Origin of the sequence: Leucobacter exalbidus (assembly GCF_017834145.1) — a bacterium.
Classification (GTDB): Bacteria; Actinomycetota; Actinomycetes; order Actinomycetales; family Microbacteriaceae; genus Leucobacter; species Leucobacter exalbidus.
Genome location: NZ_JAFIDA010000001.1, coordinates 2,839,800 through 2,865,359, shown reverse-complemented (window position 1 = coordinate 2,865,359; position 25,560 = coordinate 2,839,800). Strand labels below are relative to the sequence as shown.

Sequence of the window (25,560 nt, the reverse complement as noted above, 5' to 3'; positions counted from 1 at the left end):
ATGTCACTCTTCCCCATCGAGGCGGTCGCCGCCGATCAGCGTGAGCTGATCGCGGCGTTCCGCGCGGCCGGTTCGCGCTCATTTCAGGACGCCGGATCAATGGCCGCCTCCCGTGAGGGATACGAACGCTCCAGCGCCGCCAACGGGCTCCCACGCGATCCCATCGCGTCGGTGGAGGACGTGTCGATTGGGCAGGGTGACGACCAGTTTGGGGTGCGGGTCTACGACCCGCGCCCCGCGGGAGGCGCGGCCGATACCGACGCGGTGATTCTGTTTGCCCACGGCGGTGGCTGGATCATCGGTTCGCTCGACACCCACGATGCGGTGTGCCGCAGGCTCGCGTCGCTCACGGGATTGCCCGTCGTGGCCATCGATTACCGTCTCGGCCCCGAGCACCACTTCCCCGCCGCCCATCTTGATGCGCGGCGGGCGGTTGAGTGGCTCCGCGATCACGCGGGCGAGCGTGCGTGGAACCCGCACCAGATCGTCACCGCGGGTGACAGCGCGGGCGGCGGAATCGCCACGGCGCTCGCGTTCGAACCGTCGCTGCTCGTCACGGGCACGAGCATTGCCGCGCAGGTGCTGCTCTACCCGGTGGTTGACGTTTCGGCGGAGTCTGCCGGGTACGCCCGCGTCGAAGAGGGGTTCCCGCTCACCGCAGACACGATGCGTTGGTTTGCGGCCGAGTTTTTGGCGAGCCCCGCAGACGCGAGCGATCCCCGTGTCTCGCCGCTGCTCGCGGTGCGCGCTGGCAACGGGACGAACGCAGCCCAGCCGCCGGCCTGGATCTTGACCCTCGGGCTCGATCCGCTCGCCGAAGAGGGGCTCGAGTACGCGCAGCTGCTCGCGATGAATGGCACGCACGTCGAGCTCACGCACCTGCCCGCCCATGCGCACGGTATTTTCACCTCGGCGGGCAAGATTCGTGCGGGCGAGGTGCAGCTCGCGCGTGCGGCCGAGTTCATTACTCGCATCTGCGCTGAGGCATAGTTCTCGCCGCGATCAGCACGCAGCTGAGGGCAATCATCGGAGTGTGCCGCAGGAAGTTTCTGCGGCACACTCCGTTGCTGTGTAAAGAATCTGCGGTTATTCATTGCGTCACCTGGGTGGTTGCGGTCTGAAGTGGGAGGATAGACGGGTATGTTCGGCGGCTGCCATCGTAGGTCTGCCCGCGGCATATCAGGCGTCGCGCCACGAGCGCAGTGATCCCAAAGGAAACGAATGTCTCAAGAAGTGCTTTCCCCCGTCCTCGAAACCATCGTCGCCACAGCAACGGCTGCTGCCCCGGCATTTGCCGCCACAACCCCTGAGCTGCGCGCTCAGGCGCTGGTTGCGATCGCGAACGCGCTCGAGGCCAATAAACCCGGCCTCGTGAGCATTGCGATGCGCGAAACTGGGCTGACCGAAGCCCGCCTCACCGGTGAGGTCACCCGCACCGCGGTGCAGCTGCGCATGTTCGCCGACACCATCGTTGAGGGCGGCTATGTCGACGCCCGCATCGACCTGGCCGATGCCGATTTCGCACTGGGCGCCCGCCCCGATATTCGCCGCACCCACCTGCCGCTTGGGCCGGTCATTAACTTCTCTGCCTCGAACTTTCCGTTCGCGTTCTCGGTGATGGGCGGCGACTCGGCCGCGATTCTCGCCGCCGGTTGCCCGCTGATCGTAAAGGCACACTCGGGGCACCCCGAGCTCTCTGACGCGACCGCGGCCGTTGCCGCCGAGGCGATCCAGAGCGTGGGCCTCCCCGCCGGCATCTTCCAGCTGATCCACGGCCGCGAGGCCGGCGTGGCCGTACTGCGCGACCCGCGCATCAAGGCGGGATCATTCACGGGCTCGATCCGGATCGGGCGTCTGCTCGCCGACATCGCAGCTTCGCGGCCCACCCCCATCCCGTTCTTTGGTGAGCTGGGCAGCGTGAACCCCGCATTCATTACTGCGGCGGCCGTCGCGGAGCGCGCCGATGAGATCGCGCGCGGGTTTCTCACGAGCGTTTCGGGTTCTGCCGGGCAGCTGTGCACCAAGCCCGGGTTCGTGTTCGTGCCCGCGGGCACGAAGCTCGCGGCCGCCGTCAGTGCCGCCGCGACCGAGCTACCCGAGCACCGCCTGCTCGACCCGCGCATTTCGGCATCTTTCGCCGAGCGCCGCGACGCCATTCTCGCGGCAACCGGGGTCACCCCGGTGATCGCCGGCGGCGTACGGTTCGACGAGCTCGGCCACGGCTGGGTCACTCCGACCGTCGTGACGGTGTCGCTGGCTAACTTGCGTGCCGGCCGCGAAGCCCTGCTCGAGGAGGCATTTGGGCCACTCTCGATCATCGTCGAAACCCCCGCGGGCACCGACCTGGCGAGCCTCATGCCCGAGTTCTACGAGGGTAACCTCACTGGCACGCTGCACCTCAGCGCCGAAGAATCCACCGGCACCACCGCCAATGTGGCCGAGCTGCAGGCGCTCGTCGCCGCGATCAGCCAGCAGGTGGGGCGCGTGCTCTTCGACGGTTGGTCGACCGGTGTCGCGGTGACCCCCGCGCAGCAGCACGGTGGCCCGTGGCCCGCCACCACCAACGATGCGAGCACTTCGGTGGGCACCGCGGCGATCCAGCGCTTCCAGCGCCCCGTCGCCTACCAGAATGCACCGCAGGCGTTCCTACCCGAGGCGCTGCGCGACGCGAACCCGCTGGGTGTGCCCCAGGCGATCTCGCCCGCAGGCGTTTCGAAGCAGTGGGGTCAGCGCTGGGGGTAACCGGTGAGCGGGCAAGAAACCCGCTGTAAACCACAGATATCACCCCGTGTTTCACCCCGTTGATCTGGGCTTTGCCCTGTTCGGCGGGGTGTCTCGCTGTTAGGCTCGCAGTATGCGCCTCAGTAACTCACAGACCCCGTCCAAGCGTTTCGCCCTTCGCACCGTGCTCGCCGCTTCGGCACTCGTAGCGCTCACGCTCACCGGCTGCTCGTCGTCAAGCGGCGACGTCACCGGCAGCTGGGGCGACGCCGAGACACAGGGCCAGCCCGCTCTCGAGCTCGGCACCGACGGCAAGCTTTCGGGCACCGACGGCTGCAACCGCCTCATGGGTGACTACACCGAAAAGGATGGCGGCGTGGAGTTCGGTCAGATCGCCTCCACCATGATGTTCTGCGAAGGCGTCGACACCTGGCTCGGCAAAGCAGCCACCGCCACCGTTTCTGGTGACAAGATGACGGTGCTCGATAAAGACGGTGCCGAGATTGGCACACTGAAGCGTTCAGAGGGCTAACCCGCTGAATCACGACGTCTCCCCTACGCCAAACGTCACCGCGCGCCACCCGTTGCGCACGGTGACGTTTGGCGTTCGCGTGTGCGTGCTCGTGTTGTGGATGGCGGGCATCTTTTGGTTTTCGGCGCAGCCCGGTCACGCATCAGAGGTGCCCAGCGATGCGCTCGCTGAGTTTGTGCAGCAGCTCGGCCTGCCGCTCCCCACCGAGCTCTTAGCATTCGCCATCAGAAAGGGTGCGCACGCGTTCGTCTATTTCATGCTCGGCGCGCTCACGCTTGGGGTGTTCAATCCGCTGCTGCGTTCGCTGCGCGGCGCCGCCTGGGCCAGCGTGGCGTGGGTGTTCGTGTATGCCAGCTCAGACGAGCTGCACCAGCTCTTGGTGCCCGGCCGCTCGGGCGAGCTACGCGACGTCGCCCTCGACTCTGTCGCAGGCGCGCTCGGCGTACTGGTCGTGCTGTTTATCTACCGGTTGAAGCGCGGGAGCACCGGCAATGAGCACGCCGCGGCGGGCGTAACGGTTACTTGATGAAGCCGTCAGACACGATCGACTTTCCCACCCAGTGCCAAAGAATCAAGCCGAGGAAGGGGAACAGGGTAACGATCAGCACCCAGAGGGTCTTTGCTGTGGCGTTGTTCGTACGAATATCGCGAATCTGCCCCACGACGACGATCCACCACACCAGCCACACCACGAACGGAATGAACAAGAAAACCATCATTGATAGAGGATCCATAGCTCTCACCGTAGCGCTTTGCTCGTTGCACTATTAAATTGCCTTGGTGTAGAGCGAGGTAACCACCAACCCACCGCACGCAAAAGCGGCCGGCAACGATCACTGATCGCTGCCGGCCGCTGTCGCTACTGCTTAGTGGAAGAAGTGACGCTCACCCGTGAAGTACATGGTGATGCCTGCGGCCTGAGCCGCTTCGATGACCTCGGCGTCGCGCACCGAACCACCGGGCTGCACAACCGCGCGCACACCCGCGTCGAGCAGCACCTGCAGGCCGTCAGCGAAGGGGAAGAACGCGTCTGAGGCAGCCACGGCGCCCTTCGCGCGGTCGCCCGCACGATCCACCGCAAGGCGGCAGGAGTCGACGCGGTTGACCTGGCCCATGCCCACGCCCACCGAAGCACCGTCGGCGGCGAGCAGAATGCCGTTCGACTTCACTGCGCGGCAGGCGCGCCAAGCGAACTCGAGCTCAGCGAGCGTCGCTGCGTCGGCAGCCTCGCCGGTGGCGAGGGTCCAGTCAGCGGCGGCCGCGAACGAGCGATCCGAATCCTGTACGAGGAAGCCGCCCGAGATCTGGCGCAGCTCGATGGGGTTCGGCGTGTAATCAACCGGCAGGGCCAGCAGACGCACGTTCTTCTTCTGCGTCAGAATCGCGAGAGCTTCGGGCTCGAAGCCGGGGGCCACGATCACCTCGGTGAAGATACCGGCAACGGTCTCGGCCATCTTGGCGGTGACGACGCGGTTCGCGGCGATCACGCCACCGAATGCCGATACGGGGTCGCAGGCGTGAGCCAGCTCGTGAGCCGCAGCGATCTCATCGGCAGCACCCTCGGGAGCCACTGCGATGCCGCAGGGGTTCGCGTGCTTGATGATCGCGACCGCAGCGCGCTCGTGATCGTAGGCAGCGCGCAGCGCAGCATCGGCGTCAACGTAGTTGTTGTACGACATTTCCTTGCCGTGCAGCTGCTTGGCCTGGGCAATGCCCGTGCCCTCGTGCTCGGTGAACAGTGCCGCGCGCTGGTGGCTGTTCTCGCCGTAGCGCAGCACCGCGTCGCGCATGCCGAAGACCTCGTAGCCGACGGTCTGTGCACTGATGGGGGCGCCGGGAGCGGGTGCCTCGAAGAGTACGTCGAATGACAGCTCTTCAGCTTCTTCGGCCTCTGCGGCGGGAGCGTCGCTCCAGCCCTGGTCATCCTGATCCAAGAACCAGTTGGCGACGGCCGCGTCGTACTGCGCGGTGTGCACGAAGGCCTCGGTGGCGAGCGAGCGACGCTGCTGCAGCGTAGTGCCGCCAGCCTGCACCGCTGCGATGACGTCGTCGTAGCGCTCGGGCGAGACAACGATGGCGGCGTTCGCGTGGTTCTTCGCGGTGGCGCGCACCATCGAGGGGCCCCCGATGTCGATGTTCTCGACGACGTCAGCGGCGGGCTTGCCCTGTGCGACGGTCTCTTCGAACGGGTACAGGTTCACGACGACGAGCTCGAACGGCTTGATGCCGAGCGTCTCGAGCTCTGCGCGGTGCGCGGGGAGGCGCAGGTCTGCAAGCAGGCCCGAGTGCACGGCGGGGTGCAGCGTCTTCACGCGACCGTCGAGTACCTCGGCGAAGCCGGTGACCTCGGCCACATCGGTCACGGGCTGGCCCGCGGCACGAATCGTGGCGGCGGTCGAACCGGTCGACACGATCTCAACACCCGCCTCGACGAGTGCGGTGGCGAGCTCGGTGAGGCCGGTCTTGTCGCTGACTGAGATCAGTGCACGGCGTACTGCAACCTGGTCACGGTGTTCGTAGAGGCTGGGGTCGTGGCTCTGGACTGCCATGTGGCTCCTTGGTTTCTCGGGTACTGCGAACAAATCTGAAGCAAAACGAAAGGAAAACTGGGTGCTACGGTCAAGCGGGTTAGGCGGCCGCGGTGCCTTCGAGCTGCAGCGCGCCGGTCGCGATCTCGCGCACGGTCTCCACTAGCAGCGGGCGCTCGAGCTGCTTAATGCGCTCGTGCAGCTCGTCTTCGGGCTCCCCCGGGGCGATGTCAACGCGCGCCTGGCGCAGCACGGGGCCCGTGTCGACGCCCTCATCAATGATGTGCACGGTGACCCCGGTTTCGGTGGCGCCCGCGGCCAGCGCGTCGCGCACCGCGTGGGCTCCCGGGTAGAGCGGCAGCAGGGCCGGGTGGGTGTTGATGAGGTGGGGTGAGAATTCGCGCACGAAGCCGCCGGGCAGAATGCGCATCAGGCCCGCGCTCACAACGAGGCCGGGCTCGGGGCCGGTGCCGACGCCGTGTTCTTGAATGGCGGCGGCAAAGACCTGACCCCACTCGTCACGACTGCCGTAATCGCGGGGGCGCACCACGAAGGTGGGGATGCCCGCCGCGGTGGCGTGGGCGAGGCCGGGGGCCTCGGTGTCGGCGCCCACGCACACGATGCGCGCCGGAAAACCGGGCTGCTCGGTCGCTTCGATGAGCGCCTTCAGATTACTACCGCCGCCAGAGATGAGAACCGCAAGTTTCAGCACCGCTCTAGTCTACCTGCCGCTGGCGATGATGCGGTCGGCGAGCAGCCACGGGCGGGTGCGGGCGTAGAGTGTTTCTTCCTGCGCGGCCCACCGTCGCCAGTGTGGGGCGTAGGTGTCGCCGTCGCGCGCGAGGGCGCGGGCGCGACGCTCGGCAGCCGGGCATTCGAGCCACAGCGTGGTGACGCGCGTGGCGGGCCCGGCAAATGTGCGCGCGGCGGCGAGCGTTTCTGCGGTGAGGGCGCCGCAGCCCTCGATGATGAGCGGCAGCTCGGGGCCGATCGCGATCTGCTCGCCAAATTCGCCCGCGATCCAGTCGTAGCGCCGGTAACCGCGCCTCGCGAGCACGCCCGCGAGCGCCCGCGATCCGGCGTCGAGGCCGTCCCATCCCGGGTACAGATCTTCGACGTGCAGCAGCTGCGGGTCTTGTTCGGCGAGCTGGGCCCGGGCGATGGCGCGCTCTGCGAGCACGGTTTTTCCTGATCCGGATCTGCCATCGATGATGAGCACATCGAAGCTGCCGGGGGCGGGGAGGGACCGCGCGCTGGGGTCGGTCATTAGAAGGCTCCGGTCTGGTCGGCGCGAAACCGTTCGGCGAGCAGCATTGCTGCGGCCGTGATGGCGGCGAGCACGACGGCGGCGGCGAGGCCGGCGCCGTAGCTGCCGGGGGCTTGGTGTCCGATGAGTTCGGCGATGGCGACGGGCAGGGTTTGGGCGCCGGGGCGCACGAGGAAGGAGGTGGCGCCGAATTCACCGAGCGAGGCGGCGAACGCAAACCCGAGGGCGAGGCCGGCGCTGCGGCCGATGAGTGGGAGGTCGATGGCGCGCAGCACGGCGCCGGGGCCCGCGCCGAGGGTGGCCGCGGCGTACCGCAGCTCGGGGTCGATGCCGCGCAGCACCGGCAGCATGGTGCGTACCACGAGCGGCAGGGCCACCAGCGCCTGCGCGATCGGAATCAGCACGACCGAGGTGCGCAGATCGAAGCCGATGCCCAGCGGGCGATGCATCGTAATGAGCAGCCCAAACCCGAGGGTCACAGCAGACACCCCGAGGGGCAGCATCACGAGCCCGTCAAACAGTGAGATGCCGCGCTTCAGCGCGGGTGAGGTGGGCCGGCGCGACAGCACAAGCGAGACGAGGGTGCCCAGCACCATGGCGATCAGCGCTGCGGCGAGCGCGATGCGGATCGACAGCCATGCGGCGTCGAGCACGGTGCCCTGCAGGGGTGAGTCTGCGGGTGGATTGACGAGCGCGATGTAGTTGGTGAGGCTGCCCTCCCCCGAGGCAGTCTGCAGCGACCGCACCACGAGGGTCACGATGGGGAGGGCGTGCAGCAAGAGCAGGGTGGCCGCGAAGATCACGAGGGCGGGGATGTCGCCCGGGGTGGGGCGCTTGCCCTGCGCGTCTTCGCGCACAATGTTCACGGCCCGCTCCCCCGAGCGCCGCAGCCAGGCCGACACCGCGAGGGCCGCCCCCACGATCGCGAACTGGGCGAGCGAGAGCACAGCGGCCCCGCGCAGGTCGAGAAACTGCACGGTGAGCCGGTAGATCTCGGTTTCAATGTTCGAGAAATCGCGCCCGCCCAGCACGAGCACGATCGCGAATGAGGTCGCGCTAAACAAAAACACGAGCGAGGCGGCCGAGGCAAGCGCGGGGGCGAGCGCCGGCAGCGTGGTCGACACCCAGGCGCGCGCCTTCCCCGCGCCGAGCACGCGGGCGGCGGCCTCGGTGCTGTCGTCGAGCCGGGCCCAGAACGTGCCGACGGTGCGGGCCACCACGGGAACGTTGAAGAAGGTCATGGCGGCCACGATGACCGTGAGTGACCGGTCAAGGCCCGTCCACGCGAGGGGGCCACCCGGGCCGATCAGCGCCGTAAACGCGACGCCGACGACCACGGTGGGCAGCACGAACGGCACCGTCATGAGGGCCCGGGCAATGCCGCGGCCGCGAAACTTCAGCCGGTACAGCACATAGGCGGCCGGCAATCCCAGCACGAGCGACGTGATCGTCGCCAACACCGCCTGCGTGAGGGTTTGGCCGATGACCCGCCAGGTGCGGGCGCTGCCAAACACCTCACCGAATCCTCCGAGGTCGATGCGGCCGTCAGCCAGAAACCCGGTCGCGACGAGCGAGAGCACCGGCCACAGAAAGAACAGGGCCAGAAACGCGAGCGGGGTCGCCGCAGCGAGGGTCCACCAGAGTATTGGGGAGGACCCCCGCCGCCGCGCACCCGTGATCAGTGGTTACAGCCCGATCTCGTCGCCGAGGGTGCGCAACCAGCCTTCGCGGCCGCGTTCAATCTCAGCGGCGCTCAGGTCGTGGGCCTGCTGCGCGGTGGGCTCGGGGGCGAACTGTGCCCAGGCTGCGGGCAGCTCGACCGCACCATCGACCGGGTTCATGTACATCGTGTCGGGGATAGTGCGTTGAAACTCGTTCGATACGAGGTAGTCGACGACCGCGCGTGCCCCCTCGGGGTTCGCGGCATTCGCGAGTACGCCCGCGTATTCGGCCTGCCTCGTGCAGGTGCCCAGCAGCGCCTGCGTGCTCGCTGCGTCGCCCGCCTCGTTGACGGTGAACGCGGGAGACGAGGCGTATGAGACCACGATGGGTTTGGTGCCGCCCTCGCCGCCCTGGGTGAACTGGCCGTAGTAGGCGTCGCTCCAGCCCTGTTCGATGCGGGCGCCGTTGTCGAGCAGGGCCTGCCAGTAGTCGACGTAGCCGTCTTCGCCGAATGCGGCCACGGTGCCCACAAGGAAGGCGGCGCCGGTCGATGAAGCGGTCGGATCGAGCAGCACCGTCTGGTCGCGGTATTGAGGCTTCACGAGGTCTTCGTAGGTTTCGGGCGCGGCAATATCGTGCTCGGCGAACCAGCCCGTGTCGATGTTCACGCAGGTGGCACCAAAGTCGACGGGCACCATGCCCGTCTCGGCGATGAGCTGAACACCTTCGGCGGTGCTGGCATCAGCACCTGCACCGGTACCAGCACCGGCGGCCGATTCAGCGGCAATCGCGAACTCCGCGGCGCCTGCGGGCAGCTGCTTCGGTGCGTAGGGCTCCACTACGTCGCGCTCCACGAGCCGCGAGGCGAACATGGTGTCGACGCCAAAGAAGGCGTCGGCGATGGGCGCCCCCTGGGTGAGCACCAGCTTGTTCGTGAGCTCCCCGCCGTCGCCAGCCGCCACGACCTCAACGTCGTACCCGGTCGCCGCACTCGCTGCTTTCGCGAACGCGTCGTTGGGAAAGCTGCTGTGCACCGCCAGCGTGACGGTGTTGCTGCCCGAAGCGCCCGCCTGGCCTGCGGCACCGCTATCGGCACCGCTGTCGGCTGCGCCCGTGGCGCACCCCGCCAGCATCGTGAGCGCGATCGCCGCGGCACCAAGACCTGTGAAGCGCACGGCTCGCGCTTGCTGTGAGCCTCGCGCAGCTCGCACTCCCTGCGTGCCTCGCACGGCTCCGCCTGAGCGCTCCTGGCGCGTGGTCAAAACTGCATGCTGCATGAAGTCGTCCTTCCTCCGCTGGCATGAACCAGATCAGGTTAAACGGTCGGAGCAAGCGTGCTCCCTCTCAGCCCCGCGCATCAGGACTCCCGTGGATTGTGACCCCAGCCTAGCCCTACTCCTTGGGCCGACGCCAACCGGGCAGTTTAAACCGGCCACGCGGCTGCGTGATCGGCCCGGTATCGCCCTGCGACCGGCCCGCGTGATCATCGCGGGTGAGCGGCTCAGCATCGCCCGCATCCCACGCAAACGCCCGCAACAGTGCCTCGGATTCTTCGGCCGACAGCCCGTCTACTGACGCAGCTGACTCGCGCTGGGCCGCTGCTGCAGCGGCCTCCGCTGCCTCAGCCGCCTCGATATCAAAGATCTCGGGCGCGGGCCGCGGCTCAGGTTCCTCGAGCGGCTCAGGCGCTTCGGGCTCCTCGGGTTCTTGATCCGGATCAATCCCCCGCGCGTCATCAAACGCGTCGTAGTCACCGAGCTCGGGGTCGGCGCCCCAGGTCTCGCCCGCGTCGCCCCACTGCGGGGTGTCTACCTCGTCGTCAGGGCGTCCCCAGGTGTTCACCGCGCGCTCGGTGCGTGCGCGCGCGAAGAGATCCACCACCGGCGCCGTCACGGGTTCGACCGGGCGCTGCGGGTCTTCGCCGAAGCCTGCGTCTGCATCGAGGTCGTCACCCAGATCATTCGTAGCGTCTGGTGCCGCGCGCACGCGCGACAGGTCAACGGTCTCGGCGTCTTCGGGGCGTACCGCCCGGGCAGCGGCTTCGGCGGCCGCCGTGCGCTCAGCATTCCAGCGTGCGATCGGTTCGGGCAGCGCCACCGCGTCTTTCACGCGTGAGTAATCAGCGCGGGCCACCGACACCCCAATCAGCAATCCGACCGCGGCCTCGGCGGCGACTAGCCCGCCCACGAGCCACGCATCGGGGCCCGTGTGCGCGAGGCGGCCGGGCCCGAGGGATCCGGTGGCGAGCGCGCTCAGCCCCGCCACGACCAGACCCGTGCACACCGCGGCGATGACCGGCAGCGCCAGGGCGACGGGCCACGTGGCGCGGCGCAGTTCGGCGCGGCGGGCCAGCAGCGCCCCCACGGCCACATTGGCCAGCACCAACAGCAACGGTGCAATGGCGCCGAGTGATCCGGCGCTGCCCGGCAGCGCCCCAAACATGGGTAGCAGCGGCAGGGTGCCCACGGTTTCGGTGAACGGCGAGATCATGCCGCTGAGCTCGAAGCCGGCCCCGCTCAGCCACGACAGCGACCACACGATCGCGATCGGCAGCAGCGCGAGCTGCGTCAGAAACAGCAGCACCGACCCCAGCACATCGAGCTGCAGCGCCTGGGCCAGCGCGATCACATCGGCGAACCCAGTGGCGAGCGCAACGGTCACCGCGATCGCCGCGGTGCCCACGACCGCCGCGCAGGCACCCGCGGTCAGCCGGTAGACAGTGGCCGCCCGGGCCGGAAACGCCGCGACGCCCGCGAGCCCCAGGTGAGCCATGCCCCGCTGCACCGCGCGCACGCAGTAGCGCCACCACCCCGCACCGCTCGTGGCGGCAGCCAGCACGAATGCGGCGGTAGCCGACACCGTATAGACCAGCGTCGCGGTGATCACCGACGCCGTGATCCCTTGCGGCGCAGACCCCCCGGTCACGTGCACAGCGGCAAACGCGACGGCAGCGAATCCCACTGCACCGCCGATCAGCCCGGCCACGCCGATGCCGCCGCGTCGCCCGAGACGGAGACCGGCGCGCACCGCAAACGTCACGCTGATCAGCGTGATCGCAAGCGGTGCGAGCGACAGCGTAAAGGTGAGCGCTTGACTGCCCACCCCCAGGCTCAGCATGGTTTGTTGCGACAGCACCAACTCCATGGGCACGAAGTGAGCGAGCAGCCACACCCCCGCGACCGCCGACACCACCTCGGCTTGCTCAGCAGCGATCCCAAAGGTCACCACCCACAGCACCACCGCAGGAATGGCTACCGCTGCGAGGCTGGCTATGGCCGCCGCGCACGCTTCAATCGCCGCGACAACGGCCGTCACTATCGCTCTCATTGCCCTGAAGCTTACTCTGCGCACCCGGTTATTTCGCTGCGTGCGCGCGGCGTGGGCGGCCGGGCGTTACTGCGATGGGCGTGCCGCATGCCCCGCTCAGCCGGGCATCTCACCTGGTGCACGGAGGCAGCAAAAAAGCCGAAGCGTGATTCACTTTCGTGAACCACGCTTCGGCTTTGGGGTGTAGCGAAGTCGCTACGACGCCTGCTTACAGGGCAGCGTAGGCCGCGCGCAGCAGCTCAGCAGCCTCGGTGGGCGTCTTGCCCACCTTGACGCCGGCGGCCTCGAGGGCTTCCTTCTTGGCCTGTGCCGTACCAGCCGAGCCCGAGACGATGGCGCCTGCGTGGCCCATGGTCTTGCCCTCGGGGGCGGTGAAGCCAGCCACGTAGCCCACAACGGGCTTCGTGACGTGAGCCTTGATGTACTCAGCGGCACGCTCTTCAGCGTCGCCACCGATTTCACCGATCATGACGATCGCCTTCGTCTCGGGGTCAGCCTCGAATGCGGCGAGCGCATCGATGTGCGTCGTACCGATCACGGGGTCGCCGCCGATACCGATGGCGGTCGAGAAGCCAAGATCGCGCAGCTCGTACATCATCTGGTAGGTCAGGGTGCCTGACTTCGACACGAGGCCGATCGGTCCCTTGCCGGTGATCGTCGCGGGCGTGATGCCTGCGAGTGCCTCACCGGGGGTGATGATGCCGGGGCAGTTCGGGCCGATGATGCGGGTCTTGTTGCCCGTGGCCTGAGCGTGTGCCCACAGTTCAGCCGAGTCCTTCACCGGCACACCCTCGGTGATGATCACGAGCAGGCCGATGCCCGCGTCGATCGCCTCAACCGATGCATCCTTGGTGAAGGCGGGCGGCACGAATGCCACCGACACGTCTGCGCCGGTCTCAGCCATGGCTTCTGCGACCGTCGCGAAGACGGGCAGTTCAACCTCGGCGCCCTCAGCGTTCACGTGGGTGACGGTGGTGCCAGCCTTGCGAGCGTTGACACCGCCGACGACCTGCGTACCCGCAGCGAGCATGCGGGCGGTGTGCTTCGTGCCCTCGCCGCCGGTGATGCCCTGGACGATGACCTTGGAATCCTTGTTCAGGAAAATAGACATTCTCTGAGTTCCTTATATCTGCGTGCGCGGGCTATCGGGCGTTGGCGAGTTCGGCAGCCTTGTCGGCGCCCTCGTCCATCGTTGCGGCCTGGGTGACGAGCGGGTGCGCTGCTTCGTTGAGAATGCGGCGTCCCTCCTCAACGTTGTTGCCGTCGAGACGCACCACGAGCGGCTTGTTCGCCGAATCGCCGAGCTTCTCAAGTGCGCCAACGATGCCGTTTGCCACGGCGTCGCACGCGGTGATGCCACCGAAGACGTTGACAAACACCGACTTCACCTGGGGGTCGCCCAAGATGACGTCGAGGCCTGCAGCCATAACCTCGGCCGAAGCTCCGCCGCCAATGTCAAGGAAGTTGGCGGGCTTGACGCCGCCGTGGTTTTCGCCTGCGTAGGCGACCACGTCGAGCGTCGACATGACGAGGCCTGCACCGTTACCGATGACACCCACTTCACCGTCGAGCTTGACGTAGTTGAGATCCTGCGTTTTGGCCTTCGCCTCGAGCGGGTTCTCAGCAGCCTTGTCCTCGAGCTCAGCGTGCTCGGCGTGACGGAAAGCAGCGTTTTCGTCGAGCGAAACCTTGCCATCGAGGGCAACAATGTCGCCTGCGCCGGTGAGCACGAGAGGGTTGACCTCAACGAGCGTGGCGTCTTCGCCTGCGTACACCTCGAAGAGCTTCTGGAACACGGGCACAACCTTGGCCACGAGTTCTTCGGGGAAGCGAGCCGCGCGAGCGATCTCTTCAGCCTTCACCGCGTCGATGCCCGCGATCGGGTCAACCTCAATGCGAGCGAGCGCCTCGGGCTTCTCAACCGCGAGCTGCTCGATCTCCATGCCGCCCTCTACTGAGCACAGCGACAGGTATGAGCGGTTGGCTCGGTCGAGCAGTACTGAGAAGTAAAACTCTTCCTTAATGTCTGCGCCCGCCGCGACCATCACACGGTTCACGGTGTGACCCTTGATGTCGAGGCCGAGAATTGACTGCGCTGCAGCAAATGCCTCGTCGGGGTTCTTGGCCACCTTCACGCCGCCAGCCTTACCGCGGCCACCGACCTTCACCTGGGCCTTCACCACTACGACGCCACCGAGCTTCTCTGCAGCGGCACGCACCTCCTCGGGCGTATCAGCGACGATACCGGCAAGCACCGGTACTCCGTATCGCTCAAATAGGTCTCGCGCCTGGTACTCGTACAGATCCACGTACTGTCCTTTGCTTGTGATTGCGGGGAAACATGAGACACAAAATGTCTCGATGTCAAGATAAGTCGACCAATCCCAAAGTCTACCACCGCAACCCTAACGACCCTTGCCTGTAACTACCTCCGAGATCGACGCACCGCACGCACAATCAGCCAGGATGCGGCGCCCATCGCTAGGGCTCCCACGATCAGCACAATTGACCATACGACGTCGTATGCAGCAAGTTCCATCGGTATTCCCCCTACGGTTTCGCACCATTGCTATGCGTGCAGATTCACAGCCTAGCAAGCACACTATTGATGCGCCAGATCGGCATAAATGGCATTCCAGTCTGGCATCCCGCACAACCATGTCTCGCAGTGTTACAAACTCGCTGTTTTGATAACGTGTCCTCCCAGAGTTTCCTACTACTCTTGAATGTGCCCTCGCCAACATGCGAAAGTTCCATCGCATCTACGCCCCAACATATGGTGACGGCTGGAGAAGAAACTCGTGAAGACCTCTGTAGACCCGAAACCCGAGGGCCTACGCGCGCGCAAGCGCCGTGCCACCGAAAACGCAATTGAACTTTCTGCGGTGAAGTTAGCGCTCGAGAACGGCGTCAATAACGTCACCGTCGAGGCAATTTGCGAGATGGCCGATATCTCACGCAGCACATTCTTCAACTATTTTCCGGCTCGTGACTACGCCATTGTTGGCCGCGCCATCAACATTCCCGAGGGCCCTGATGCCTTCGCGATATTGGATACGAGCCCCGATAACCTGCCGTTGGGAATCTACCGTTTGCTGTTCGCAGCCATCGGTCACAGCAAGGTCAACACTGAAGTTGCCCAGCTACGCATGCAGCTGCTCACGACCCAACCCGAGGCCGCACGCATTTCCCAGCTCTCGATGGCTGAGTCGGTCGGACCGCTCATCGCCACCACCGCGGCCTGGCTCCACGCCAACCCCGATCGCGCACGCATCGATTCGCTCGAACGCGAAGCCTGGCTCGCCGCGATGACGGTGCACACCGTGGTGTCGACGCAGCTCGCCGAGTTGGCGCAGCTCGACCCCGACGACATTTCGCTCGATGAAAGCGGCTTCCACGATTTCAAGGCAGACCTGCAGAAGGTGCTTACCGCTCGGTAACTCCTGGCATACAGTCACGAAAGCCCGCTCCGCTGGTAACAGCAGGGCGGGCTTTCGTGCACGATGGGAGCTTGCGGCTCCGTTTAATGAGCGATACTCACTCGGTGATTTTCTCGATGGGGGCCAGCTTGACCAGCAGCTTGCGTTCGCCCACCGAGTCGAACACCACGTGCGCCACCCGTTTGGTGCCCTCGCCGGTGATCGCGGTGACTCGGCCCGGGCCGTACTGGTCGTGTTTGATGCGATCGCCCGCGGCGAGCGCAAGACTGCTGTTGTCTCTGGCGCCGAGCGCGATTGTGTTGGGGAACCCGCCGCCCGAGGCTTGTGCCTCTTTCGCGAGGCGTTTGCGTTCGCGCCATTTCTCGAGCGCCGACTGCATATTGCCGTTCGACGGTTCTTGCAGGGCGGCACTGCTGCCCTGAGAGGGGCCACCAAAGGCCACGCTCGAGTCGCGGCTGGGGCGCTGCGCGTACCCGCCGCCAGTGCCGCGCGGCGCGTTGAGCGCGCGCGACTGGGTACCGCCGCGGCTGGTGACCTCGCCCGGTGACTGGCGCCAGTGCACGAGCCCCTCAGGAATTTCCTGCAGGAATCGCGAGGGCATGGCGGCCGAGATATCACCGAAGGTGGCGCGGGTGGAGGCGAGGGTGAGGTAGAGGCGCTCGCGTGCGCGGGTAATGCCCACGTACATGAGTCGTCGTTCTTCGTTGATGCCGCCGGTTTCGTCGACCGACATCTGGTGCGGCAGCAGCCCCTCTTCCACGCCCGTGATGAACACGGCCTTGAACTCGAGGCCCTTGGCGGTGTGCATCGTCATCAGCGAGACGGTGCCGCTCGTGTCGTCGAGGTCGTCAACGGCCGCGACGAGACTCACCTCAGTGAGAAACGCGATGAGCCCTGCGCCCGGATGCTTAACGTCAAACTCGCGGGCCACGGCGAGCAGCTCTTCGAGGTTCTCAGCGCGAGCATCATCTTGCGGGTCGCGCTTGGCACGCAACTTCTCGATCATCTCGGTCTCGTCAAGAATCAGCTTGAGCACATCGCCCACCGGTGCCGGCTGCGCTTCGTCACCCTCGACATCTGTGGTGCCGCCGCCCACGGCCATCTGCGTCGCGCGCGCCAACATGTCGGCGAGGGCGAGCACCGAGCCGCGCAGTTTGGGCCCAAGCTGCGGCACCTCGGCCGCGCGCGCCATCGCCTCGTGGAATGAGAGGTCGTGGGCCTCTTGGAAGATCGCGAGGTGGGCTTCGGCCATCGGGCCGATGCCCCGTTTGGGGGCGCCGAGCAGCCGCGACCAGGTAATCGGGTCGTAGGGGTTGGCGATGCTCGTGAGGTAGGCCATCGCGTCCTTTACCTCAGCACGCTCGTAGAACTTGGTGCCGCCGAGCACCCGGTAGGGAATCGCTGAGCGAATCAGCAGCTCTTCGAGGGCGCGCGTCTGCGAGTTGGTGCGGTAGAACACCGCGACATCGCCGTAGGCGAGCCCCTGCCGGTGCAGGTCTTCAATCTCTTCGGCCACGAAGCGGGCTTCGTCGTGCTGCGAGTAACCGGTGAACCCGACGATCTTCTCGCCGTCGCCCGAGGCGGTCCACAGGTTTTTCTCTTGCCGGTCGAAGTTGTTGCCGATGACCGCGTTGGCGGCCGAGAGAATGTTTTGGGTTGAGCGGTAGTTCTGCTCAAGCTTGACGACCTCGGCGCCCACAAAGTCGCGTTCGAACTCGACGATGTTGCGAATGTCTGCCCCGCGAAACGCGTAAATCGACTGGTCAGAGTCGCCCACCACGGTGAGGCTCGCGGCGGGAATCACACCGTTGTCATCGAGTTCTGCCGCCCGCGCCGGCGGGGTGAGCCGCATCGTCTGCTCGGGGTCGGTAGGCCGCGTGAGCTCACGAATGAGCGAGTACTGCGCGTGGTTGGTGTCTTGGTACTCGTCAACCAAGATGTGGCGAAACCTGCGCTGGTACACCGCGGCAACATCGGGGTGCGCGCGAAACAGCTGCACGGTCTGCCCGATGAGATCGTCAAAGTCGAATGCGTTGGCCCGGCGAAGCTCTTGGTCGTACATCGTGAAGATCTCGGCGAAGAGTCGGTCGCGCGGGTCAGCGTCGTTCATGGTCGTGCGAAACGCCGAGGCGTCGAGGAGTTCGTTCTTCAGCTTCGAAATCTTGCTGCTCGCGTTTGCGGGCGTGAAGCCGTAGCTGGCCGCATCGGTGTCTTTGATGATGCGCTTCAAGAGTGCGCGTGAGTCTGCCGAATCGTAGATCGTGAACCCCGAGACGTACCCGAAGCGTTCAGACTCGCGGCGCAAAATGCGCACGCACGCCGAGTGGAAGGTCGACACCCACATGCCCTCGGCGGCTCCCCCGAGCAGGTCGCCAATGCGCTCGCGCATCTCGGCGGCGGCCTTATTGGTGAAGGTAATGGCGAGAATTTGGCTCGGCCAGGCCTCGCGCCCGCGAATCAGGTGCGCGATGCGGTGGGTGAGCACCCGCGTTTTACCCGACCCGGCGCCCGCCACAATCAAGAGCGCGGGGCCGCGACTCACCACGGCTCGCTCTTGTGAGGGGTTCAGCCCTTCGAGCAGCGGGTCTGCAGCGTTCGCGGCACCCGCAGCACCGAAGGAGCCACCAATCGGCAGGCCAGAAGGGTCCAAAAGTTCGAAGTCACTCATTGTGGGTCCAGTCTAGGCCTCGCCCCTGACATCCTCACCGGCCAGGATCGGGGACAATGGAGGTATGCCCGTTCCCCCTGCTTCCAGACCCTCAGTTCTTATCTTCGCTACGGGTGGCACCATCGGTATGCGGCAGACTGACCAGGGGCTCGCCCCCGACCCCGATTTCCCCGAGGCGCTCGAGCGCATGGTGGCCGGTATTTGCGCGCCGATCGGTGTGGATCCCCGCGTCAATCATCTGCTGCCCGCCATCGATAGTTCGAACGCCGAGGCCGATACTGCGCCGCGCATTGCCCGCGCGATCAGGGCCCGCGTGCGCACGCACCGCCCCCGCGGTGTGGTGATCGCGCACGGCACCGACACGCTGGCCTACACCGCCGCGCGGCTGGCCTTCGAACTTTCTGACATTGGGTGCCCCGTGATTGTGACCGGCAGCCAGTTCGCCCACGGCGCCCCCGACACCGACGCGGTCGATAACCTCACGCTCGCGATTCGCGCTGCGGTGCGCGCCTCGGCGACCGCACCGGTGTCGATCGCGTTTGGCGGCAAGCTGCTGCCCGCGGTGCGCGCGTCGAAGTGTCACACCGAGGCCCTCGAGGGGTTTCGTGCTGAGCGGTCGCTCGCGCCAGCCCCCACGGGCGTGCCGGCGAGCGAGGGCGAGCCGCGGCCGCGTTCGGCGCGCGTGCTCACCTACCGGTTTGTGCCCGGTGTCACCGCCGAAGATCTGCGGTGCGCGACCCTCGGCGCCCCCGACGCGCTCGTGCTCGAGTGCTACGGCAGCGGCAACGCACCGATGGCCCGGCCCGGCATGCTCGGCACCCTGCGCGAGATCGGCTCACGCATGCCGGTCGTGGCGATCACGCAGTGCGCCAACGGCAGCGTCGATCTTTCGCGCTATGCCGTGGGGCGCGAACTCGCGGCGGCTGGCGTGATTGATGGCTCAGATCTGACGCTCGAGGCCGCCATCGCCAAGCTCGGCTTCCTGCTCGACCGCGGCATCTCGGGGCCCGCGCTGCGCGCACTCGTCGAACGCAATCTGGTCGGAGAATGCCACGGGCGCTAGCCCACACGGGGAATGATCCGGATCCCTACGCGTCGCGCGTGGCCACCCCTAGATCGGGGTGGTCAACAAATATCCCGTCGATGCCCGAGGCCAGAATCATCGCGAATTCTCGCTGCCACCGGCCCCATTCTTCGCCGTGCAGTGAGGATTGGAACCGCAGATTGAGGTAGCGGTTTTCGGGGCGCAGGGTCCAGGTGAAGACGCTGAGGCCGCGGGCGTGGGCGCGATCGACCAGATCGGTGGCGCCCACCGCGCGGCCCAGCGCGCTCAGCCGCAGCAGGTCGGCCTTCGCCACGCTGATGCCGTTGACGCGGCCGGCCAGCAGGTCGAGCCCCTCGTCGCTGCGGTACCAGGCATAGGGGCGGGAAGCGGCGCCGGGCTGCGGTTCATCTGCCGCAGTGCCCGCACGCTCGGTCAGGTAGATCAGCGTCGCCGCAACGCCCGCCTCGCGCAGCCGGTCGAGCACCCCGAGTTCGAAGGCCTCGATGACGAGCCGCTCGGGGGTATCGGCCCACCCGGTCTCGCCGAGCTCTGCGAGCAGCAGCGCCCCAATGTCGACGCCCAGGCCAGCGTAGAACGCGGCGTGCTTGATCTCGACGACGGTCTGCAGCGTGCGCCCGCGGGTGCGCGCTTCGTCGTCGACGATCGCGAGCACGTCGCGCAGCCGCAGCATGGGCTCGTCACCGTCGAAGCGGCAGTTATCGGGGCGCACCTTGGGCAGCCGCTCTCGGCAGCGCAGCGTGGCGAGCTCGGCCCACGTGAGATCCTCGGTAAACCAACCCGTGAGCTTCTGCCCATCAATCGTCTTGGTGGTGCGCAGGTGCGCGAACTCAGCGCGCTGGGCAATATCGGTGGTGCCCGAGATCTCATTCTCGTGCCGCACCACGAGCACACCGTCTTTCGAAACCACAATGTCGGGCTCGACCGCGTCGGCCCCCAGTTCGAACGCCAGCCGGTACGACGATTCAGAATGCTCGGGCCGATACCCCGGGGCGCCTCGGTGGCCGATAACGAGCGTGCGATGAGGCTGGCTGTGCATACCCCCATGCTAAACGAACGGGCACCGCGGTACCTGCAGCATGTGCAGCACAATCAGCTGATATCGATGCAAATCACAGCCCGCGCATGACCACGCTTCGATAGGCTTGCACCATATATACGCCTGGAAAGGATTCCGACGCATGAGTAACCCGGCTCTTAGTAAGAACCCAGCACTCAACGGTAAGTCACTTACCGCTGAAGAGCTGCGCCGCATCTACGATCAGCCCGCCGCACAGACCCAGCGACCGGGTGTTGATCAGCCCGCAACTGACACAGGCTTTGGGGCACAGCAGCCCCCCGTGATTACGCCCTCAGATAAGCCGATGACCTACGAGAACACCATCTCGAAGACCGTGGGCCTGTTCTTGATCGTGGTCGCGTTCGCGGCGGTCGGCTGGTTCATTCCGGCCCTCATGCTTCCCGGCGCCATCATCGGCCTCGTGTTGGGCCTCGTGAACTCCTTCAAGAAGGAGCCGAGCGTTCCGCTCATCATGCTGTACGGCGTCTTCCAGGGACTGTTCCTCGGTGGCATCTCGGGCGTCTTTGAGGCGACTTGGCCCGGCATCGTGTCGCAGGCACTCATCGGCACGTTCTCGGTGTTCGCCGTTACCCTGCTGCTTTTCCGCAGCGGTAAGGTACGCACGAGCCCCAAGATGACCAAGATCGTGCTCATCGCAATGGTGGGTTACGCACTCTTCTCGCTGATCAACTTCGGCATGATGATGTTCGGTGCGATGGATAACCCCTGGGGCATGCGCGGCGTCACCGTGTTTGGTATTCCGCTCGGCGTGATCGTCGGCCTGCTCGCAGTGTTCCTCGCGGCATACTCGCTCGTGATGGACTTCGAGCTGATTCAGAACGGTGTTAAGAACCGCGTGCCCGAGAAGTGGGGCTGGTCTGCAGCCTTCGGCCTGATGGTCACGCTGATCTGGCTCTACGTCGAGATTCTGCGCATCCTCGCGATTCTGCGCGGCGACTAATCCCGCTGCCTGACGCGTCACGAAACCTGCCCGGTGCACTTGCACCGGGCAGGTTTTTGTTATTACTGGCCCGCATCGCGGGTGACGGCCGCGAAGCCCTCCAAGAACCGTGCGGTGTCGGGGTGCGTGCCCGTGCCCTCGGTATCAAACACGAGCGGCGGCCGAACCTTGAGCACGTTCTCGTAGGTGCCCGAGGCGCTCACCAAAATGCGGCGATCGCGCAGCCCCTGCACCACCGCCAGCGCCGCCTGCGGGTCGGGGGTCACCCCGTCTGTCGGGCTGACGTATTCGACCGCGATGAACAGCCCGGCACCGCGCACCTGGGCGATATGGGTGGCTGCGCCCACCCGTTTGGCGTCGGCCGCGATCTGGCGAATCCCGTCGCTGAGGCGCTGGCCCGCCGCCGCTGAGTGCGCGATCAGGTCGCGCTGTTCGATCTCGTCGAGCACGGCGGTCGCGGCGGCGATGCTCACGGGGTTGCCCCCGAAGGTGTTGAAGTACCGCACCTCGCTGCCGAACGCATCAAACACGTGTTCAGACCCTACCACCGCGGCGATCGGCACCCCGTTGCCCATGGGTTTGCCCACCACCACAAGATCGGGCACGAGGCCGTGACGTTCGAAGCCCCACCAGGCTCCCGTGCGGCCGAAGCCGGGCTGCACTTCGTCGGCGATATACAGGCCGCCCGCCTCGCGCACGACCTGCGCGGCCGCCGCTAAGAACCCGGCCGGTTCGAGGCGCATGCCATCGCTGGACAGCACCGAATCCACGATCATGCCGGCGAACGGAATGCCCTGGGCCGCGAACCCCGCGATCGCGCCGCGCACCTGCTCGGTGAATGCCGCGATCGCTGCCGCGCCGCCGCTCCCCCGCACCGAATCGGGGGCATCGATGAGGGCGGTGCGCGCCGGAATCGGGTTGTTGGGGCCCAAGCTCGGCGTGATCTCGGCGACCGTCGAGGTGGTGCCGTGATAGGCGTTGCGCGTCACGATGATGCCCTCGCCGCCCGTCACCCGTCGCGCCATGCGCACGGCGAGATCGACCGCCTCGCTGCCGGTGCAGGTGAATATCACCTGCGACAGCGGCGGCGCAAACTTCGCGGTCAACCGTTCGGCGTAGTCGATGACGTCGTCGGTGAGGTAGCGCGTGTGGGTGTTCAGCGTGGCCAGCTGCGCGGCCACGGCGGCCTGCACGCGCGGGTTGCTGTGCCCCACGGCCGGCACGTTGTTGTAGGCGTCGAGGTAGTCGTGACCGTCGGCGTCGAACAGGTGGGCGCCTTGCCCGCGGACGACGTGCACCGGCTCACGGTAGAACAGGCGGTACGCCGATCCGAGCACGCGTTCTCGTCGCGTGATCAGCGCGCGAGCCGCGGGCGTGAGCGCCGCTGCGGCCCCCGGATCATACCCATTCACCATCACCGATTGTTCGCTGCCCTGAGACACCATCGTCGTTCCTCCGAAGCTGATCTGGGAGCTGCGCGCGCAGGTGCGGTGCTGCGCGCGTGGGGCTCCACGCACCAATATAGTGATGATGGTGCGCTGATCGCAGTCGCGATGGTGCGGCACTTGATTCTGGCGGCGTTGCCCGCTTCACCGATCCGCTTCGGAGCCCCATGGACACCCTCATGTTATCCGCAGCCCAGGCGAGGCCGGTGCTGCTGCGCACGCACGCGATTCGGGCGTCGTCGCTCACGGTGCTGGGCAGTGAGCTCGCCAGCACGTTTCGCGCCGAGACCGACACTGGGGCGTATGCGGTGAAGATGCAGGCCTCGGGGCCCAGGGATTTCGCGGTGCAGCTGTGGCGGGCCGAGATCGCTGACCGGCTCGCGTCGCTCGGCCATCGCGTACCCGAGCAGGTGCACACGCCCGACGGTGCGCTCGCGGCGCTTGACGAGGCCGGATCTGCAGCCCCCGTGTTCGTCTCGGTGACCCGTTGGGTCGATGCGGTGCCCTATGCCAGCGCGGTAGCTGAGCCCGGTGCTGGGGCCCGCTTTGGTGCGCACCTGGGCGCGACCGCTGCGCTGCTGCAGCGCGACCTCGCGGGCTTCCCCGGGCCACCTCGGCCGCTCGCGCACACCTGGGCCGCCCACACCACCGCTGACACGATTGCGCAGCACACCGCGTTGCTGCCTGCGGGGCCAGCGCGTGACATCGGCGAAGCGGCGTTGCTGCTGCATGGCCGCTTCATTGCGCCGGTCGCAGCGTCGCTCCCCCGCGCACTCGTGCATCAAGATCTGCACGACGATAACGTGCTGGTGGGCGCTGACGGCAAGATCGCCGCCATCATCGACTTTGACGACATGCTCGTGGGGTGGCGCGTTGCCGAGCCCGCGATTGCCGCCGCATACCTTGCGAGGGCCGCCGACGACCCGCTCGCTGCGCTTCGTGCGGTGGCCGACGGCTGGCAGTCAGAACTACCGTTCACGACGGCCGAGGCCGAAACGTTCGCCCCGATCGCCGCGATGCGGCTCGCCCTCAACACCGTGGTGTGGGCGAGCCGCATGTCGGGTGACCGGGCGGGCTACGCGGCTGCACGCGCGCAAGGGTCGGCCGCAGCGTTTCAGGTGATCGCCGCAACGCTGGCGTCGCCCGCACTTACGCGGCCCGCAGCTCCCCGCACACGCGCGCACCAGCACCATCGTTTCGCCCGATAAAACACAAAAACCCGGCCGAAGCCGGGTTTTTGGTGTGATCACACGATCACGTGGCGGTGTCGCAGCGCCCACGCATGGGCACTGCTGTTCCGCTTACTCCCACTCGATGGTCCCCGGCGGCTTCGACGTGACGTCGAGCACCACGCGGTTCACCTCGGGTACCTGGTTCGTGATCTTGTTCGAGATGCGTGCAAGCACCTCGTAGGGAACGCGCGTCCAGTCAGCGGTCATCGCGTCTTCGCTCGAAACGGGGCGCAGTACGATCGGGTGACCGTAGGTGCGGCCGTCGCCCTGCACGCCCACCGAGCGTACATCTGCGAGCAGCACAACCGGGCACTGCCAGATCGTCTTGTCGAGACCGGCTGCGGTGAGCTCGGCGCGAGCAATCGCATCGGCCTCGCGCAGAATCTCGAGGTTGTCGCGCGTTACTTCGCCGACGATACGAATCGCCAGGCCGGGGCCGGGGAACGGCTGACGTGAGACGATCTCTTCGGGAATACCCAGCTCGCGGCCAATCTCGCGTACCTCGTCCTTGAACAGGGTGCGCAGCGGCTCGATGAGATCGAAGTCGAGGTCGTCGGGCAGGCCGCCCACGTTGTGGTGCGACTTGATGTTCGCGGTGCCAGAGCCGCCACCCGACTCAACAACGTCGGGGTAGAGGGTGCCCTGTACGAGGAACTTCACGGACTTGCCCGAGGCCTTCGCCTCTTCGACGAGCTCGCGCTGAACGCGCTCAAAGGTGCGAATGAACTCGCGACCGATGATCTTGCGCTTCGTCTCGGGGTCAGTGACTCCGGCGAGGTGGCCGAGGAACGTATCAGCGTCGTCAACGGTGATGAGGCGCACACCGGTCGATGCGACGTAGTCGCGCTCAACCTGTTCGCGCTCGCCCTTGCGCAGCAGACCGTGGTCGACGAACACAGCGGTGAGCTGGTCGCCGATGGCCTTGTGCACGAGCGCAGTCGAAACAGCCGAGTCCACGCCGCCAGACATTGCCGAGATCACCAGGGAGTCGCCTACCTGCTCGCGAATGCGTGCCACTTGCTCGGCGATCACGTTACCGGCGTTCCACTCAGGAGCGATGCCAGCAACGGTGTGCAAGAAGTTCTCGAGCACGTTTTGGCCGAAAGCCGAGTGCTTCACCTCGGGGTGCCACTGCACGCCGTACATCTTCTTGGCGGGCGAGCCAAAGGCAGCCACGGGGGTGACGCTCGTCGAGGCGAGTACGTCGAAGCCCTCGGGGGCCTTCTGCACGGCATCGCCGTGGCTCATCCAGACGTTCTGGTCGACGGGCTGGCCGGCGAGAATCGCACCGCCGTCACCCACGACCGTTGCGTCGGTGGCACCGTACTCGCGGTCGCCGGTGTTACCGACGGTGCCGCCGAGTGCGCGTGCCATGACCTGGAAGCCGTAGCAAATGCCCAGCACGGGGATCCCCATATCGAAGATCGAGTCGTCAAACTGGGGTGCACCTTCCTCGTATACCGAGGAGGGGCCGCCTGAGAGCACGATGCCGAGCGGCTGCTTTTCAGCAACCTCTGCCGCCGAGATGGTGTGCGGTACGAGTTCTGAGTAGACCCCAGCCTCGCGCACCCGTCGGGCAATCAGCTGCGCATACTGCGCGCCGAAGTCGACCACGAGCACTGGGCGGTGCGCGGTCCCTGTTTGTTCTGCCATG

General features: G+C 66.4%; 21 protein-coding genes and 1 riboswitch. Of the genes, 8 read left to right on the top strand and 13 right to left on the bottom strand.

Annotation, left to right across the window (positions count from 1 at the left end):
- The 4 genes from JOF28_RS13020 (at window position 1) to JOF28_RS13005 (ending at window position 3,779) form a co-directional block, all read left to right on the top strand.
- Complete coding sequence (locus JOF28_RS13020; protein WP_209706130.1) at window positions 1-990, top strand: alpha/beta hydrolase; 990 nt, start codon at window positions 1-3, stop codon at window positions 988-990.
- A 231-nt stretch (window positions 991-1,221) separates the two neighbouring features.
- Entirely contained in the window at window positions 1,222-2,742 is a 1,521-nt protein-coding gene (locus JOF28_RS13015; protein ID WP_209706129.1) for an aldehyde dehydrogenase (NADP(+)), read from the top strand.
- A gap of 112 nt (window positions 2,743-2,854) precedes the next feature.
- Complete coding sequence (locus tag JOF28_RS13010; protein ID WP_209706128.1) at window positions 2,855-3,253, top strand: META domain-containing protein; 399 nt, start codon at window positions 2,855-2,857, stop codon at window positions 3,251-3,253.
- Between the two features lie 61 nt (window positions 3,254-3,314).
- Window positions 3,315-3,779, top strand: a complete 465-nt coding sequence (locus JOF28_RS13005) for a VanZ family protein (RefSeq protein WP_209706127.1) — start codon at window positions 3,315-3,317, stop codon at window positions 3,777-3,779.
- Here the strand turns inward: JOF28_RS13005 and JOF28_RS13000 are convergent.
- The 9 genes from JOF28_RS13000 to sucC form a co-directional block, all read right to left on the bottom strand.
- Window positions 3,772-3,972, bottom strand: a complete 201-nt coding sequence (locus tag JOF28_RS13000) for a PLDc N-terminal domain-containing protein (protein WP_209706126.1) — start codon at window positions 3,970-3,972, stop codon at window positions 3,772-3,774. The two genes, JOF28_RS13005 and JOF28_RS13000, sit on opposite strands and share 8 nt — an antisense overlap.
- Window positions 3,973-4,119: 147 nt before the next feature.
- On the bottom strand, window positions 4,120-5,802 hold the full coding sequence (gene purH, locus JOF28_RS12995) for a bifunctional phosphoribosylaminoimidazolecarboxamide formyltransferase/IMP cyclohydrolase (RefSeq protein ID WP_209706125.1): 1,683 nt from the start codon (window positions 5,800-5,802) through the stop codon (window positions 4,120-4,122).
- 79 nt (window positions 5,803-5,881) lie between these two features.
- On the bottom strand, window positions 5,882-6,493 hold the full coding sequence (purN, locus tag JOF28_RS12990; protein WP_209706124.1) for a phosphoribosylglycinamide formyltransferase: 612 nt from the start codon (window positions 6,491-6,493) through the stop codon (window positions 5,882-5,884).
- Window positions 6,494-6,502: 9 nt separating this feature from the next.
- On the bottom strand, window positions 6,503-7,048 hold the full coding sequence (locus JOF28_RS12985; RefSeq protein WP_209706123.1) for a nucleoside/nucleotide kinase family protein: 546 nt from the start codon (window positions 7,046-7,048) through the stop codon (window positions 6,503-6,505).
- Window positions 7,048-8,628: an ABC transporter permease gene (locus JOF28_RS12980; protein ID WP_209706122.1), complete on the bottom strand. Its 1,581-nt coding sequence runs from the start codon at window positions 8,626-8,628 to the stop codon at window positions 7,048-7,050. Before JOF28_RS12980 ends, JOF28_RS12985 begins: the two co-directional genes overlap by 1 nt.
- Before the next feature lie 105 nt (window positions 8,629-8,733).
- Entirely contained in the window at window positions 8,734-9,987 is a 1,254-nt protein-coding gene (locus JOF28_RS12975) for a thiamine ABC transporter substrate-binding protein (protein WP_245189973.1), read from the bottom strand.
- Window positions 9,981-10,090: riboswitch (TPP riboswitch) on the bottom strand. It overlaps the preceding gene by 7 nt.
- Before the next feature lie 12 nt (window positions 10,091-10,102).
- On the bottom strand, window positions 10,103-12,025 hold the full coding sequence (locus JOF28_RS12970) for a cell division protein PerM (RefSeq protein ID WP_209706121.1): 1,923 nt from the start codon (window positions 12,023-12,025) through the stop codon (window positions 10,103-10,105).
- A 220-nt stretch (window positions 12,026-12,245) separates the two neighbouring features.
- On the bottom strand, window positions 12,246-13,148 hold the full coding sequence (gene sucD, locus JOF28_RS12965; protein ID WP_209706120.1) for a succinate--CoA ligase subunit alpha: 903 nt from the start codon (window positions 13,146-13,148) through the stop codon (window positions 12,246-12,248).
- 31 nt (window positions 13,149-13,179) lie between these two features.
- Complete coding sequence (sucC, locus tag JOF28_RS12960; protein ID WP_209706119.1) at window positions 13,180-14,346, bottom strand: ADP-forming succinate--CoA ligase subunit beta; 1,167 nt, start codon at window positions 14,344-14,346, stop codon at window positions 13,180-13,182.
- A 492-nt stretch (window positions 14,347-14,838) separates the two neighbouring features.
- Here sucC and JOF28_RS12955 point away from each other — a divergent pair, with 492 nt between their 5' ends.
- Entirely contained in the window at window positions 14,839-15,477 is a 639-nt protein-coding gene (locus JOF28_RS12955; RefSeq protein WP_209706118.1) for a TetR/AcrR family transcriptional regulator, read from the top strand.
- 97 nt (window positions 15,478-15,574) lie between these two features.
- Here JOF28_RS12955 and JOF28_RS12950 read toward each other — a convergent pair whose 3' ends face one another.
- Window positions 15,575-18,145, bottom strand: coding sequence for an ATP-dependent helicase (locus tag JOF28_RS12950; RefSeq protein WP_209706117.1), 2,571 nt, complete (start codon window positions 18,143-18,145; stop codon window positions 15,575-15,577).
- A gap of 64 nt (window positions 18,146-18,209) precedes the next feature.
- Here JOF28_RS12950 and JOF28_RS12945 point away from each other — a divergent pair, with 64 nt between their 5' ends.
- Window positions 18,210-19,208, top strand: a complete 999-nt coding sequence (locus JOF28_RS12945) for an asparaginase (RefSeq protein WP_209706116.1) — start codon at window positions 18,210-18,212, stop codon at window positions 19,206-19,208.
- 25 nt (window positions 19,209-19,233) lie between these two features.
- Here the strand turns inward: JOF28_RS12945 and JOF28_RS12940 are convergent, their stop codons facing one another.
- Window positions 19,234-20,247, bottom strand: a complete 1,014-nt coding sequence (locus JOF28_RS12940; RefSeq protein ID WP_209706115.1) for a glycerophosphodiester phosphodiesterase family protein — start codon at window positions 20,245-20,247, stop codon at window positions 19,234-19,236.
- A gap of 142 nt (window positions 20,248-20,389) precedes the next feature.
- Between JOF28_RS12940 and JOF28_RS12935 the strand changes: the two genes are divergently transcribed.
- Window positions 20,390-21,229: a Bax inhibitor-1/YccA family protein gene (locus tag JOF28_RS12935; RefSeq protein ID WP_209706114.1), complete on the top strand. Its 840-nt coding sequence runs from the start codon at window positions 20,390-20,392 to the stop codon at window positions 21,227-21,229.
- Window positions 21,230-21,291: 62 nt separating this feature from the next.
- Here the strand turns inward: JOF28_RS12935 and JOF28_RS12930 are convergent, their stop codons facing one another.
- Complete coding sequence (locus JOF28_RS12930) at window positions 21,292-22,674, bottom strand: aspartate aminotransferase family protein (RefSeq protein WP_245189971.1); 1,383 nt, start codon at window positions 22,672-22,674, stop codon at window positions 21,292-21,294.
- 179 nt (window positions 22,675-22,853) lie between these two features.
- On the opposite strand from JOF28_RS12930, the gene JOF28_RS12925 reads away from it, so the two are divergent.
- Window positions 22,854-23,882: a phosphotransferase gene (locus JOF28_RS12925; protein WP_209706113.1), complete on the top strand. Its 1,029-nt coding sequence runs from the start codon at window positions 22,854-22,856 to the stop codon at window positions 23,880-23,882.
- 93 nt (window positions 23,883-23,975) lie between these two features.
- On the opposite strand, the gene guaA is transcribed toward JOF28_RS12925, so the two are convergent.
- Window positions 23,976-25,559 carry a glutamine-hydrolyzing GMP synthase gene (gene guaA / locus JOF28_RS12920; protein ID WP_209706112.1) on the bottom strand — a complete coding sequence of 528 codons (1,584 nt, stop codon included), beginning with the start codon at window positions 25,557-25,559 and terminating at the stop codon, window positions 23,976-23,978.
- Window position 25,560: the final 1 nt, after the last annotated feature.